The organism is Pseudomonas sp. MT3 (assembly GCF_054720805.1).
Genome location: NZ_JBTVPY010000013.1, coordinates 41,974 through 55,439 on the forward strand (window position 1 = coordinate 41,974; position 13,466 = coordinate 55,439).

At 67.1% G+C, this 13,466-nt stretch carries 13 protein-coding genes and 1 pseudogene; 7 read left to right on the forward strand and 7 right to left on the reverse strand.

All coding sequences use genetic code 11. The features are described 5' to 3' along the window. Window positions 1-10 precede the first annotated feature (10 nt). The 3 genes from ACYCAX_RS14960 (at window position 11) to cobM (ending at window position 1,972) form a co-directional block, all read left to right on the forward strand. Window positions 11-721, forward strand: a complete 711-nt coding sequence (locus ACYCAX_RS14960) for a CbtA family protein (protein WP_460248320.1) — start codon at window positions 11-13, stop codon at window positions 719-721. Window positions 722-803: 82 nt separating this feature from the next. Next, complete coding sequence (locus ACYCAX_RS14965) at window positions 804-1,220, forward strand: cobalamin biosynthesis protein (protein ID WP_294978932.1); 417 nt, start codon at window positions 804-806, stop codon at window positions 1,218-1,220. Next, a complete protein-coding gene (gene cobM, locus ACYCAX_RS14970) occupies window positions 1,217-1,972 on the forward strand; it encodes a precorrin-4 C(11)-methyltransferase (RefSeq protein WP_460248321.1) in 756 nt (251 codons plus the stop codon). The genes ACYCAX_RS14965 and cobM overlap by 4 nt, the downstream gene beginning before the upstream one ends. A gap of 297 nt (window positions 1,973-2,269) precedes the next feature. Here cobM and mapR read toward each other — a convergent pair whose 3' ends face one another. Then, window positions 2,270-3,679, reverse strand: a complete 1,410-nt coding sequence (gene mapR / locus ACYCAX_RS14975; RefSeq protein ID WP_460248368.1) for a GntR family transcriptional regulator MpaR — start codon at window positions 3,677-3,679, stop codon at window positions 2,270-2,272. Between the two features lie 86 nt (window positions 3,680-3,765). Beyond that, a pseudogene (gene ccoG, locus ACYCAX_RS14980) lies at window positions 3,766-5,268 on the reverse strand (cytochrome c oxidase accessory protein CcoG). Between the two features lie 252 nt (window positions 5,269-5,520). On the opposite strand from ccoG, the gene ACYCAX_RS14985 reads away from it, so the two are divergent. The 4 genes from ACYCAX_RS14985 to ACYCAX_RS15000 all read left to right on the forward strand — a co-directional run bounded on the left by ACYCAX_RS14985 (window position 5,521) and on the right by ACYCAX_RS15000 (window position 9,710). Continuing rightward, the gene (locus ACYCAX_RS14985; protein WP_460248322.1) at window positions 5,521-7,185 is read left to right on the forward strand and encodes a nitrite/sulfite reductase; all 1,665 of its coding nucleotides are present in this window, start codon (window positions 5,521-5,523) and stop codon (window positions 7,183-7,185) included. Further along, on the forward strand, window positions 7,182-7,745 hold the full coding sequence (locus ACYCAX_RS14990; protein WP_294978944.1) for a DUF934 domain-containing protein: 564 nt from the start codon (window positions 7,182-7,184) through the stop codon (window positions 7,743-7,745). The genes ACYCAX_RS14985 and ACYCAX_RS14990 overlap by 4 nt, the downstream gene beginning before the upstream one ends. A 140-nt stretch (window positions 7,746-7,885) precedes the next feature. Continuing rightward, window positions 7,886-8,770, forward strand: coding sequence for a sugar nucleotide-binding protein (locus ACYCAX_RS14995; RefSeq protein WP_015475379.1), 885 nt, complete (start codon window positions 7,886-7,888; stop codon window positions 8,768-8,770). Then, entirely contained in the window at window positions 8,763-9,710 is a 948-nt protein-coding gene (locus tag ACYCAX_RS15000; RefSeq protein ID WP_460248323.1) for an NAD-dependent epimerase/dehydratase family protein, read from the forward strand. Before ACYCAX_RS14995 ends, ACYCAX_RS15000 begins: the two co-directional genes overlap by 8 nt. On the opposite strand, the gene ACYCAX_RS15005 is transcribed toward ACYCAX_RS15000, so the two are convergent. From ACYCAX_RS15005 to ACYCAX_RS15025, 5 genes are all read right to left on the reverse strand, one after another. Beyond that, the gene (locus tag ACYCAX_RS15005) at window positions 9,691-10,047 is read right to left on the reverse strand and encodes a SirB2 family protein (RefSeq protein WP_294977164.1); all 357 of its coding nucleotides are present in this window, start codon (window positions 10,045-10,047) and stop codon (window positions 9,691-9,693) included. The two genes, ACYCAX_RS15000 and ACYCAX_RS15005, sit on opposite strands and share 20 nt — an antisense overlap. 57 nt (window positions 10,048-10,104) lie before the next feature. Next, entirely contained in the window at window positions 10,105-10,824 is a 720-nt protein-coding gene (locus ACYCAX_RS15010) for an OmpW family outer membrane protein (RefSeq protein WP_015475382.1), read from the reverse strand. A gap of 133 nt (window positions 10,825-10,957) precedes the next feature. Further along, window positions 10,958-11,479 (reverse strand): DUF3299 domain-containing protein, encoded by a 522-nt coding sequence (locus ACYCAX_RS15015; RefSeq protein WP_294977166.1) that lies wholly within the window; start codon window positions 11,477-11,479, stop codon window positions 10,958-10,960. A gap of 9 nt (window positions 11,480-11,488) precedes the next feature. Then, window positions 11,489-12,754, reverse strand: a complete 1,266-nt coding sequence (locus tag ACYCAX_RS15020) for an ABC transporter permease (protein ID WP_460248324.1) — start codon at window positions 12,752-12,754, stop codon at window positions 11,489-11,491. A gap of 2 nt (window positions 12,755-12,756) precedes the next feature. After that, the gene (locus ACYCAX_RS15025; RefSeq protein WP_294977170.1) at window positions 12,757-13,464 is read right to left on the reverse strand and encodes an ABC transporter ATP-binding protein; all 708 of its coding nucleotides are present in this window, start codon (window positions 13,462-13,464) and stop codon (window positions 12,757-12,759) included. Window positions 13,465-13,466: the final 2 nt, after the last annotated feature.

Here is a 13,466-nt window from a genome sequence, read left to right on the forward strand (position 1 = left end):
GAGAACTGCAATGATCAAACGTATCGCCCAGACCGCCGGATTCGCCGGTCTGATCGCCGCGCTGGTGCTGACCGTGGTCCAGCTGCTGTGGGTATCCCCGCTGATCCTCAAGGCGGAAACCTATGAGAAATCCGAGCCGACCGCCGCACTGGTCGAAGAACATGCCCATGAGCACGCCGACGGCGCAGTTGCGGGTCATCACCATGACGAGGAAGCCTGGGAGCCGGAAGACGGCTGGCAGCGCATCCTCTCCACCACCGGCGGCAATCTGGTGGTCGCGGTGGGTTTCGCGCTGATGCTCGCGGGCCTGTTCACCCTGCGTGAGCCGGGCAAGACCTCCGAAGGCCTGCTCTGGGGCCTGGCCGGTTTTGCCGTGTTCACCCTGGCGCCGTCCCTCGGCCTGCCGCCGGAAGTCCCCGGCACCGCCGCCGCGGATCTGAGCCTGCGGCAGACCTGGTGGATCGGCACTGCCGCCGCCACCGCCGCCGGTCTCGCGCTGCTGGTGTTCGGCCGCCACTGGGCGCTGCGCATCGTCGGCCTTGCGTTGCTGGTGGTGCCGCACGTGATCGGCGCGCCGCAGCCGGAAGTGCATTCCAGCCTCGCGCCGGAAAGCCTGGCTCACGAGTTCATCGTCGCCTCGCTGGTCACCAACGCGGTGTTCTGGGCGGCCCTGGGTCTGGTGGCCGCCTGGCTGTTCCGCCGTTTCGCCCCCTCGGCCTGATTCGCCGCTATGCTCGACCCCGCAGCCGGCCCAGCCGCCTGCGGGGTTTTTATTTACAGGTGTCACTTCCAGGAGAATGCCGATGACGCTGGTTGCCGGCCTCGGTTGCCGCCGGGGCTGCCCGCTCGATGAACTGCGTGCCTTGCTGCGGGATACGCTGGCCGAGGCCGGGCTCGACGAGTCCCATCTCACCGCCCTGGCCAGCGCCACGCTGAAAGCCGACGAAGAGGGGCTGACCGCCCTGGCTGCTGCCCTCGACTTGCCGCTGGCGCTGTTCACACCGCAACAATTGGCGGCCTGCGAGAGGAACCTGGGCGAGCCTTCTGAAACTGTGCGTGCGGCCACCGGCAGCGCGAGCGTGGCCGAAGCGGCGGCATTGCTGCAGGCCGAGGCGCAAGGTGGTGCGCCGGCACGCCTGCTGGTGGGCAAGCGCCGCAGCGAGCAAGCCACCTGCGCGCTGGCTTTCATCCCCGTCGAATCCGAACGGGAGCAGCCATGACGGTCTATTTCATCGGTGCCGGTCCTGGCGATCCCGAGCTCATCACGGTCAAGGGCCAGCGGCTGATCCGCACCTGCCCGGTGATCCTTTACGCAGGTTCCCTGGTGCCGCCGGTCGTGCTGGAAGGGCACAGCGCCGAGCGCGTGGTGAATACCGCCGAACTGAACCTGGAGGAGATCGTCGAGCTGCTGACGCAGGCCCACGCGGAGGGCAAGGACGTCGCGCGGGTGCACTCCGGCGATCCCTCGCTGTACGGCGCCATCGGCGAGCAGATCCGTCACCTGCGCGAGCGCGGCATTCCCTACGAGATCATTCCCGGCGTCACTGCCACCTCGGCCTGCGCGGCGATCCTCGGTTGCGAGCTGACCCTGCCGGAGATATCCCAGACGTTGATCCTCACCCGCTACGCCAGCAGGACGCGTATGCCCGAGGGCGAGTCGCTGGCCGAGCTGGCGCAACACCAAGCGACCCTGGCCATTCACCTGGGCATCGGTCAACTGGCGAACATCGTCGCCGAACTGCTGCCGCACTACGGTGCGGATTGTCCCGTCGCGGTGATCCATCGCGCCAGTTGGCCGGATCAGGACCAGGTCACCGGCACCCTCGGCGATATCCTGCCCAAGGCGCAGGCCAAGGGTTTCCGCCGTACGGCTTTGATTCTGGTCGGGAAGGTGCTGGGGGCGGAGGGGTTTGCCGATTCGTCGCTGTACAGCACGGGGCATACGCATCTGTATCGCGGGGGCACCTTGTAGGAGCGAGCTTGCTCGCGAACGGAACTCACCCGATACACCGTACCGAAGCGGTTCGCGAGCAAGCTTGCTTCTACGAAAAGCTGTTCAGGCTCGCCACTTATCGGCGCGCGGCAGCATCCCGCGCCGCAGGTACCAGCGCACGCCCCAATGCACGCCGAGCGCTGCGCACACTGTGAGCAGGATCACCAGGCTTTCCGCATCCACGGCTACTTCCCTCGTCCGAACGCTTCCTGACAGGGTATGTCCGCGACAAACCGTCGCACAGATACAGATCGTTTCCGAATGTACGGATCAGTCCTACAGCGAGTGAATGATCCGCCCGAGGGTTTCCATCGCCTGCTCGCTGGTGGCCGTCCACGGGTGGCCGTAGTTGAGTCGCAGGCAGTGGCCGAAGCGCCTGGTCGCCGAGAAGATCGGCCCTGGCGCCAGGCTGATGCCCTGAGCCAGGGCGAGCTGGAACAGCTTGAGCGCGTCGATGTGCTCGGGTAGCTCCAGCCACAGGAAGTAGCCGCCGCTGGGCCGGGTGACGCGGGTGGCGGCGGGGAAGTGGCGGGCCACGGCGGCGAGCATCGCGTGCTGCTGGCTTTCCAGCGCGTGGCGCAGCTTGCGCAGGTGGCGGTCGTAGCCGCCATGCTGCAGGTAGTCGGCGATGGCCGCCTGGGCCGGCACCGAGGCCGACAGACTGGTCATCAGCTTGAGCCGCTCGATCTGCTCGGCGTAGCGCCCGCCGGAGACCCAGCCGACCCGGTAGCCCGGCGCCAGGCTCTTGGAGAAGGAGCTGCAGTGCATCACCAGCCCGTCGCTGTCGAAGGCCTTCACCGGCTTGGGCGCCTGGGCGGCGAAGTACAGTTCGGCGTAGACGTCGTCCTCGATCAGCGGCACCTGGTGCTTCGTCAGCAGCGCGGCGAGGGCGCGTTTCTTGTCCTCGGCCATGCTTGCGCCCAGCGGGTTCTGGAAGTTGCTCATGAACCAGCAGGCCTTGATCGGCAGACGCGCCAGGCTATCGGCGAGCACATCCAGGTCGATGCCCTCGCGCGGGTGCACGGGGATTTCCACCGCCTTGAGTTTCAGGCGTTCGAGCACCTGCAGGCTGGCGTAGAAGGCCGGCGCCTCGATGGCCACCAGGTCGCCCGGCTGGGTGACCACCTGCAGGCACAGGTTCAGCGCTTCCAGCGCGCCGTTGGTGACCACCAGTTCCTCCACCGGCAGCGGCATGCCGCCGACCATGTAGCGCAGGGCGATCTGCCGGCGCAGCGAGTGGCTGCCGGGGGCCAGGTCGGACACTGTGGCGCGTGGGTCCATGTCGCGTACGGCGTGGGCCATGGAGCGCGCCAGGCGCGGCAGGGGGAACAGCTCCGGCGCCGGGAAGGCCGAGCCGAAGGGCACGGTGTCCGGGTCCTTGATCGAGCTGAGCACCGAGAACACCAGTTCGCTGACGTCCACCTCGGTGGTCTGCGCGTCGTGGCGGGCGATTTCCGGTTCGGCCAGGGCGCGTTGCACGTGCTCGCGGACGAAGTAGCCCGAGCGCGCGCGGGCGACGATCAGCCCGCGATCCTCCAGCAGGTAATAGGCCTGGAACACGGTGGACGCGCTGACCCCATAGGTGCGGCTGGCGTGCCGCACCGAGGGGACCTTCTGCCCGGGAGCGAGCACGCCGCTGCGGATCAGGCCGGCGATCTCGTCGGCGAATTTCTCGTAGCGCTTCATCTTGTCCTGCACGGCGGCCGGAGGGGTGGAAGAATCCGCCCACTCTAGGCGCTGCGCCGAGGTCACGCCAAGCTCCCGAGCCATGCTCAGCGCCTCGGCGAGACGAAGGTGCTGGCGGCGTCGATGGCCTCGTTGCCGTCACTGACCTTGAAGTGCAGCGGCACCGAGCCGCCGGCGCTGCTCTGGGCCAGGCTTGCCACCGAGACGGCGAAGTCGCGGATCTCGCCTGGCTGCAGCATCAGCTCCGGCACGCCCTGCAGGCGGTAGCCGGCACCGTCGGCGAGGCTCAGCTGGTAATGCTGCGCCTGCTGGGTCTTGTTGATCAGCTTGAGGTTGTAGATGTTCTCGATCTCGCCGGCGGCGTTCTCGCGGAACAGTCCACGGTCGCGGGCGACGTCGAGGTTGATCAGCGGCCGCGCTTCCAGCGCCCAGACGAAGGCGCCGATCATCACCAGCAGCACCGCCGCATAGCCGATCAGGCGCGGGCGCAACAGGTGGGTCTTGCCGCCTTCGAGCGCGCGCTCGGAGGTGTAGCGCACAAGGCCGCGGTCGTAACCCATCTTGTCCATCACCGAGTCGCAGGCGTCGATGCAGGCGGCGCAGCCGATGCAGGCGATCTGCAGGCCGTCGCGGATGTCGATGCCGGTGGGGCAGACCTGCACGCACTGGTGGCAGTCGATGCAGTCGCCCAGGCCGAGGGCCTTGGGATCGGCGTCCTTCTTGCGCGCACCACGGGACTCACCGCGCGCCGCGTCGTAGGAAATGATCAGGGTGTCCTTGTCGAACATCACGCTCTGGAAGCGCGAGTACGGGCACATGTGGATGCACACCTGCTCGCGCAGCCAGCCGGCGTTGGCGTAGGTGGCGGCGGCGAAGAAGGCGACCCAGAAGGTGCTTTCCAGATCGAGCCTGAACGTGAACAGGTCCGCCACCAGCGGCCGCACCGGCGTGAAATAGCCGATGAAGGTGATCGCCGTGACCAGGCTGATCAGCAGCCAGAGGCCGTGCTTGGCGCCCTTGCGCAGGACTTTCTCCGCGCTCGCCGGGCCCTGGTCGCGCTTGATGCGCTGGTTGCGGTCGCCCTCGGTGACCTGCTCGACCCACATGAAGACCCAGGTCCACACGCTCTGCGGGCAGGTGTAGCCGCACCAGACGCGGCCGGCGAACACCGTGATGAAGAACAGGCCGAAGGCGGCGATGATCAGGATCGCCGAGAGCAGGATGAAGTCCTGCGGCCAGAAGGTCGCGCCGAAGATGTAGAACTTGCGCTCGGGCAGGTCCCAGAGCACCGCCTGGCGGCCGTTCCATTGCAGCCACAGGGTGCCGAAGAACAGCAGGAACAGCAGGCCGCCGCCGAGGCGCCGCAGGTCGCGGAAACGCCCGGCGAAGCGCTTGGTATAGACCGTCGGGGTCACCGCCGACAGCGGTTTTGGCGGCGGGGTGAAACGTTGCGGTGCGTCGATCTCGATGACCTTCGCGGGGATTCTTTCGCTCATTGTCGTGGCCCATCAGGCAGAAGAGGCGCCGCGACTGTACGAACCGCTCTGCACCCGAAACAGATTCAGGTTCGCCGGAAAAAACCATATCAGATGGCGAAATCCGCTCTGTGCCGCGTCGCTGCGGGGCTGGCGCCGCGCGTGATAAAACGCCTGATCGGGCCTATTGCGGCAACCGGTCGCAGGCCCGTAGGGGCAGGCGCCGAGCGCATCTGATCCGGTTTTTCCGGCGTGATCTGCCGCTGTTTTGCACAGCAGGCGCCGGCCACTATTCGGTCAACCGCAAAGTAGCGCGCTCGACGACAGAAGCAGGCCGCTACGCAACGTCCTGAAGGTGGCCTGGCGATGTACCGATACGATGATTACGACCGCGCCCTGGTGCGCGAACGGGTGGCGCAGTTCCGTGACCAGGTGCAGCGGCGCCTGGCCGACGAGCTGAGTGAGGAAGAGTTCCTTCCCCTGCGCCTGCAGAACGGCCTGTACCTGCAGAAGCACGCCTACATGCTGCGGGTGGCGATTCCCTACGGCACCCTGTCCAGCGAGCAGATGCGCACCCTGGCCTGGATCGCCCGCGAGCACGACCGCGGCTACGGCCACTTCACCACGCGGCAGAACATCCAGTTCAACTGGGTCGAGCTGGCGCGCGTGCCGGACATCCTCGATCGCCTGGCGGACGTCGAGATGCACGCCATCCAGACCTCCGGCAACTGCGTGCGCAACATCACCACCGAGGCCTTCGCCGGTGTCGCCGCCGACGAATTCCTCGACCCGCGCCCGCTGGCGGAAATCCTCCGCCAGTGGTCGACGGTGAACCCCGAATTCCTCTTCCTGCCGCGCAAGTTCAAGATCGCCCTCTGCGCCGCCGAGGAAGACCGCGCGGCGGTGATGATGCACGACATCGGCCTCTACCTGCGCCGCGCCGAAGACGGCGAGCTGCGTCTGAAGGTGATGGTCGGTGGCGGGCTGGGGCGCACGCCGATGCTTGGCCAGGTGATTCGCGACGACCTGCCCTGGCAGCACCTGCTGTCCTACGTCGAGGCCATCCTGCGCGTGTACAACCGTCACGGCCGGCGCGACAACAAGTACAAGGCACGGATCAAGATCCTGGTGAAGGCGCTGGGCATCGAGGCGTTCTCCCGCGAAGTGGAGGAGGAGTGGCAGCACCTGCGCGACGGCGAGGCGCAACTGACGCTCGACGAGTACCAGCGTGTAGCCGCCGCTTTCGAGCCGCCGGTCTACGCCACCGCCGACGAGCTGGCGTACGGCCGCGCAGTGGCCGGCGACGCCGAGTTTGCTCGCTGGGTTTCCCGCAACGTACGTCCCCATCGGGTGCCGGGCTATGCCAGTGTGGTGCTGTCCACCAAGCCGGGCGCCGAGGCGCCGCCGGGGGACGCGACCGCCGAGCAGATGGAACAGGTGGCCGACTGGGCCGAGCGCTTCGGCTTCGGCGAGATCCGCGTCGCCCACGAGCAGAACCTGGTGTTGCCGGACGTGCGCAAGTCCGATCTCCATGCGCTCTGGCGGGAAGCCTGCGCGGCCGGCCTGGGCACGCCGAACCAGGGCCTGCTCACCGACATCATCGCCTGCCCCGGCGGCGACTTCTGCGCGCTGGCCAACGCCAAGTCGATCCCCATCGCCCAGGGCATCCAGCAGCGCTTCGAGGACCTCGACTACCTGCACGACCTGGGCGACCTCAGCCTGAACATCTCCGGCTGCATGAACGCCTGCGGCCATCACCACATCGGCAACATCGGCATCCTCGGCGTCGACAAGAACGGCAGCGAGTGGTACCAGATCACCCTCGGCGGCGCGCAGGGTGTGAAGAGCGCGCTGGGCAAGGTGATCGGCCCGTCGTTCAGCGCCGCCGAGGTGCCGGACGTGATCGAGGCGCTGGTGCGGACCTATGTGGAGCAGCGTGGCGCCGGCGAGCGCTTCGTCGAAACGGTCGAGCGCATCGGCCTGGAGCCTTTCAAGGCGCGGGTCTACCGCCAGACGGAGGTGCCGGCATGAGGAACCTGATCCGCCTGCAGGATGGCGAGGCGCGGCTGGCGCCGGACGATGCATGGGAGCTGTTGCGCGAAGTGCCGGAAGAGTTGCCACCCGGAAACCTGATCCTGCCGCTGGAATCGTGGCTGGAGCGCAATCTCTGTAGGAGCGAGCTTGCTCGCGAACAGGATTCACCGCAGACACCGGAGCCGGGCGGTTCGCGAGCAAGCTCGCTCCTACAGAAAAGCGGCGTCTGGCTGGGGCCGGACGATGATCCGCAACGACTGGTCGGTCGGTTGGACGAACTGTCGCTGATCGCCATCGACTTCCCCAGTTTCCGCGACGGTCGCGGTTACAGCCTGGCCTACCTGTTGCGCAGCCGTCTCGGCTGGCGCGGGGAGTTGCGCGCGGTGGGCGACGTGCTGCGTGACCAGTTGGCGCATATGCGCCAGTGCGGTTTCGATGCCTTTGCCGTGCGCGAGGACAAGTCCGTGGAAGACGCGCTGAAGGGCCTGGCGGGCCTGAGCGTGCTCTATGGCCGCTCGGTGATCGAGCCGCGTCCGCTGTTCCGTCGCCGCTCCTAGACAGGAGTCGCCGCGCGCGGCAAAGGCTGCAGCGGGTCGGCCAAGCTTGACGCTGTGCCGGGGCACAGGAAAAATGCGGGCATCATCCCCGGCGCCTTGCGCGCCGGCGGTAACCCACGGATTCGAGTGACCCCCAGAATATGCGCATGCGCCTGATGCTGTTGGGTGGCGGTAATGCCCTTGGACAGGCGCTGATCCGCCTTGGCGCCGAGGAGGACATCGGCTTCCTCGCCCCCCGGCCTCCCGAAGGGGGCTGGGATGCCTCCAGTCTCACCGTCCTGCTGGATGACACCCGCCCCGATGCGGTGATCAACCTTGCCTACTACTTCGACTGGTTCCAGGCTGAGAGCGTCAGCGATGCCCGCCTGGCCAGCCAGGAACGTGCCGTGGAGCGCCTGGCCGAACTCTGCCAGCACCATGAGATCCTGCTGATCCAGCCGTCCAGCTATCGCGTGTTCGACGGCGCCCGCGCCACCGCCTACAGCGAGAAGGACGAGCCATTGCCCCTGGGCCCGCGTGGCCAGGCGCTGTGGCGCATGGAGCAGTGGGTCCGGGCGACCTGTCCGCGCCACGTACTGCTGCGCTTCGGCTGGCTGATCGACGATAGCCGCGAAGGTTCGCTCGGCCGCTTCCTTGAGCGCGCCGAAAAGGAACAGGTGCTGTTCCTCGCCGACGATCGCCGGGGCAACCCGACCCCGGTGGACGACGCCGCGCGGGTGATCCTCTCGGTGCTCAAGCAGCTCGATTGCCAGGCGCCGCTGTGGGGCACCTACCACTACGGCGGCCTGGAGGCCACGACCACCCTGTCCCTGGGCCAGGTGGTGCTCGGCGAGGCCCGCGCCTTCCGTGGCCTGGCCGTGCAGGAACCCAGCCCGCAGGCCCATGCCGTGCGCCCGGACGCCAACGATGAGCCGCAGCACGCGGTGCTCGCCTGCAAGAAAATCCTCCATACCTTCGGCATCAAGCCGCGCGCCTGGCGCGCCGGCCTGCCCGCCTTGCTGGATCGTTATTACCGCCATGTCTGATCGTCTTTCCCCCTCCGCGCAGCCCATCCTCATCACCGGCGGCGCGGGGTTCATCGGCTCCCACCTGGCGGACGCGTTGCTGGCGCGGGGTTTTGCCGTGCGCGTGCTGGACGACCTGTCCACCGGCAAGCGCGAGAACCTCGATCCCCGCGTCGAACTGATCGTCGGTGACGTCGCTGATGAGGCTGCGCTGCGAGGCGCGGTGAGCGGTTGCCAGGGCGTCGCGCACCTGGCGGCCGTCGCTTCGGTGCAGGCGTCGGTGGAGGACCCGGTGGGCACCCACCGCGCCAACTTCATCGGCACCCTGAACCTCTGCGAGGCCATGCGTCAGGAGGGCATCCACCGGGTACTGTTCGCCTCCAGCGCGGCCGTCTACGGGCAGAACGGCGAAGGCACCGCCATCGACGAGACCACCGCCAAGGCGCCGCTGACGCCCTACGCGTCGGACAAGCTGGCCAGCGAGTACTACCTGGATTTCTATCGCCGCGAGCATGCTCTGCAACCGGCGATCTTCCGCTTCTTCAACGTCTATGGGCCGCGCCAGGACCCATCGTCGCCCTACTCGGGCGTAATCAGCATCTTCGCCCAGCGCGCCGAACAGGGCCTGCCGATCACCGTGTTCGGCGATGGCGAGCAGACCCGCGATTTCATCTATGTCGGCGACCTCGTCAAGCTGCTGGTGCAGGCTTTGCTGGCCGAGGGCGTGGCGGAGTCGGCGATCAATGTCGGACTGGATCAATCCACCAGCCTGAAGCAACTGCTGGCCGAAATCGGCAAGCTCACCGGCGGGCTGCCGCAGATCACCTACCAGCCGGCGCGCCCCGGCGATATCCGCCACTCGCGCGCGGACAACCGCCGGCTGCTGGCGCGCTACAGTCTGGACGCGCCCACGCCGCTGGCGGAAGGCCTCGCCCAACTGATCACCACCAGGGTTTGTTGATCGCCAGCAGGAAGATGCCGGACAGCGAACCCAGTGCCAGGACGCTGAACACCGCCTTGCGCGGCTTCGAGGCGCTGCGCAGGGCGAAGGCCGCCAGCACGATGTAGAGCACCAGCAGGCCGATCTTGGCCTGTAGCCAGACCGGCAGCGGCCAGGGCATCGCCAGGTGTACCAGGCCCAGGGCGCTGAGCAGCAGCAGGGTATCGATCAGGTGCGGCAGGCCACGCTGCCAGCCCGAGGGACGCTTGTCCCACCAGCTCAGGCCCAGGCGCAGGAGGAAAAGCAGAGTGCTGATGATCGCGAGGCTGACGTGCAGTGCTTTGAGTTCGAGGTACATACCGGTTCCCTAAAAACGAAAAAGGCGCCCTTGGGCGCCTTCTTCACGATTGCTCCGTTAGAAACGGTAGCCGAAACCGACCATGTAAACCCAGGGGTCGACGTCAACATCGACCTTGGTCTTCTGCACGCCCAGTGCAGTGGGGCCGTCGACGCTGGCCTTGGTGTCGATATCCATGTACCAGACTGCGGCGTTGACGAAGGCGTGCTCGTTGAGCATGTAGTCCATGCCCAGCTCGGCGGCCAGGCCCCAGGAGTCCTGCAGCTTCAGGTTGCTGAAGCCCTGGTCCTTGCGGTTGCCGGCCAGGTCTTCGTCGAAGAAGGTGGTGTAGTTCACACCCAGGCCACCGTAGGGCTGGAAGGCGGAGCTGGTACCACCCAGGGGGTAGTACTGCAGCAGTACGGTCGGCGGCAGTTGCTTGATGTCAGCCAGCTTGCCGTCCAGGCCGGACAGGCCGGTGGCCTTGTTCAGGCCCTTGACGTCCACCTGGTGGCTGAACGGAGTGGCGGCGACCAGTTCGACGCCGATCTTGTCGGTGAGCAGGTAGGCGAAGGTCAGGCCCAGCTGGGTATCGCTGTTGACGGTAGCCTTGGTGCCGCTGACCTTGGCGCCGTCGAGCTTGATATCGGAACTGCTGTCGTCCGGTGCAACGGTGGCGATACCGCCGCGGACGAGGAAGTCCCCCGCCTTGTGTCCGCGGATGTCCGCAGCCTGGGCCACGACGGGCGTTGCGACGGCGAGTGCAAGAAGCGAGGTGGTGAGCCAGGGCTTGCGCATGATGAGCTCCATATCTCTTTGGTATAAGTGTTGGTGCCTCGAATAGTAGATAGTGCTAAAAGCTCACCTTTGACCTGGCTCAATAAAGCCCGCAGGATTTGTAGGATATCGGGGTGTGGCGAAGCGTCGCGCCTTATTCGCCGGTGTACTCGTAGGGTTCGATGCGACTCGCCTGCATCTGGTAGCCCGCCTCCGCCAGGTCGCTTTCCACGGCCTTCACGCTGAGCGTGCCGATGATCCAGAACGGCTGGTACAACTCATCCACCTTCACCCCCTTGCCGCCTCGAACATAGACGATCTGGTTCGACGGCGGAGCTGGCACGTGGATGCAGGCGCCGTAATATGGCACCAACAGGAAGTCGCGCACGGTCTGGCCATCTTCCTCCATTTCCAGAGGCACGATGTAGCCCGGTATTTTCACTTCCTGGCCGTCCAACTGCTGTACCACGGGTGCGTTGGGTATCTGCTGCTTCACCGCCGGGCCACTCTCCGAATTGAGTACATCGGAAAGCTTGGACATATCGTGCAGTGGCACCGGCGGCGGGGGCGGCGGTGCGCCTTCGGGGATCAGCTCGGGCCAGGTGAGTTCACGCGGCGTGCCTGCCCAGGTGGCGAAGCTGGTCAGCATCAGCAGCAGGAAAAGCAGGCGGCGCATCGGGGTTCCTCAGAGGCGAATGGACAGCCCATCGGCCAATGACTGCCGATAGGCGCGCCACGCCGGGACACAGCCGATCAGCAGCGCGGCCAGGAGTATGCCGCCCAGCAGCGCCCCTTCATAGGCGCTGGGCGGCGTCAGCGGCAGGAAGATTCCGTAGCTGGCCTGCACGTAGCCCTGGCTGGCGGCGATGCCGGCGTAGAGCAGCCCGACACCCAGCGCCACGCCCGCCAGCGCCAGGGCGAAGGCCTCGGCCACCAGCAGCCCGAAGATGTGCCAGGGCCGCGCGCCCACCGAGCGCAGGATGGCCATCTCGCGGCGGCGTTCGTTGAGGCTGGTGAGGATCGCCGTGAGCATGCCGATCAGGCCGGTCAGCACGACGAACAGCGAGACCACGAACAGCGCCTTCTCCGCCGTGCCCATCAGGCCCCACAACTCTTGCAGCGCCACGCCCGGCAGGATCGCCATCAGCGGCTCGCCGTCGTACTCGTTGATCTGTCGCTGCAGGGTGAAGGTCGCGACCTTGCTCTTCAGGCCGAGCAGGAAGGCGGTGATCGCCTTGGGTTGCAGGTCCATGCCGCGCGCCTGATCCTCGCTGACGCGCGCGGCGCCGCGTGCCGGGACGCCGTTCTGCCAGTCGACGTGCAGCGCCTCCATGCCCTGCAGCGAGATGTGCAGGGTGCGGTCCACCGGCGTGCCGGTGCGCTTGAGGATACCGACCACGGTGAACGGCTTGTCGTCGTGCTGCACCAGGCTGATGGTGCTGACGCCGTGGGCCAGGACGATCCTGTCGCCCAGCTTGTAATGCAGGGCCTGCGCGACTTCCGCGCCGAGCACCACGTCGAACAGGTCCTGGCCGAACGGCCGGCCCTCGGCGAGTTCCAGCGTCTGCCCACGGCCGAAGCGGTAGTGCTCGAAGTAGCCGGTGTCGGTGCCCATGACGCGGTAGCCGCGGTGCGAATCGCCCAGGGAAATCGGGATGGCCCATTTCACCAGCGGGCTGTGGGTGACGGTTTCGTAGCTTTCCCAGCGGATGTTGTTGGTGGCGTTGCCGATGCGGAACACCGAGTAGAGCAGCAGGTTCACCGAGCCCGAGCGGGCACCGACGATCAGGTCGGTGCCGGAGATGGTGCTGGCGAAGCTGGCCTTGGCCTCGGTGCGCACGCGCTCCACCGCCAGCAGCAGGCAGGCGGAGAGGGCGATGGCGAAGATGGTCAGCAGCGCGGTGAAGCGGCGGTTGGACAGGCTGGCGAGCGCCAGGCGCAACAGGTACATGCTCAGATTCCCGGAGCGCGGGCGGCGCGGTTGAGGTCGGTCAGCGACAGGCTGCGATCGAACAGGGGCGCCAAGCTCTGGTCGTGGCTGACGAACAGCAGGCTGGCGCCGGCCCCGCGGCATTCGGCGAACAGCAATTGGAGGAAGGCTTCGCGGGCGTCGGCGTCCAGCGCCGAGGTCGGCTCGTCGGCGATCACCAGTTCCGGCTGGCCGATCAGTGCGCGGGCGGCGGCGACGCGCTGCTGCTGGCCGATCGACAGGCTGTCGGCGCGGCGCTCGATCAGCGCCGCATCGCCCAGACCCAGGTGACCCAGTAGCGCTTCGGCGGCCTTGGCCACGCTGCCGTGGCGCAGGGTCGCGCGCTCGGCGCGGCTGTGGGAGAAGTGGCAGGGCAGCTCGACGTTCTCCCGCACCGAGAGGAACGGCAGCAGGTTGAACTGCTGGAAGATGTAGCCGGTGTGGTCGACGCGAAAGTGATCGCGGCGCGCTGACTTCATCTGCGCGATATCCTCGCCGAGCAGCTTCACGCTGCCACGCTGGGGGCGCTGTACGCCGCCGAGCAGGCCGAGCAGGGTGGTCTTGCCGCTGCCGGACGGACCCTTGAGGAACAGGGTTTCGCCACGGGCCAGGGTGAAGGCGGGGATGTCCAGCAGCTCCGCCTGGCCGGGCCAGGCGAAGCCGAGGTTGTCGAGTTCGAGCAGTGCGGTCATTT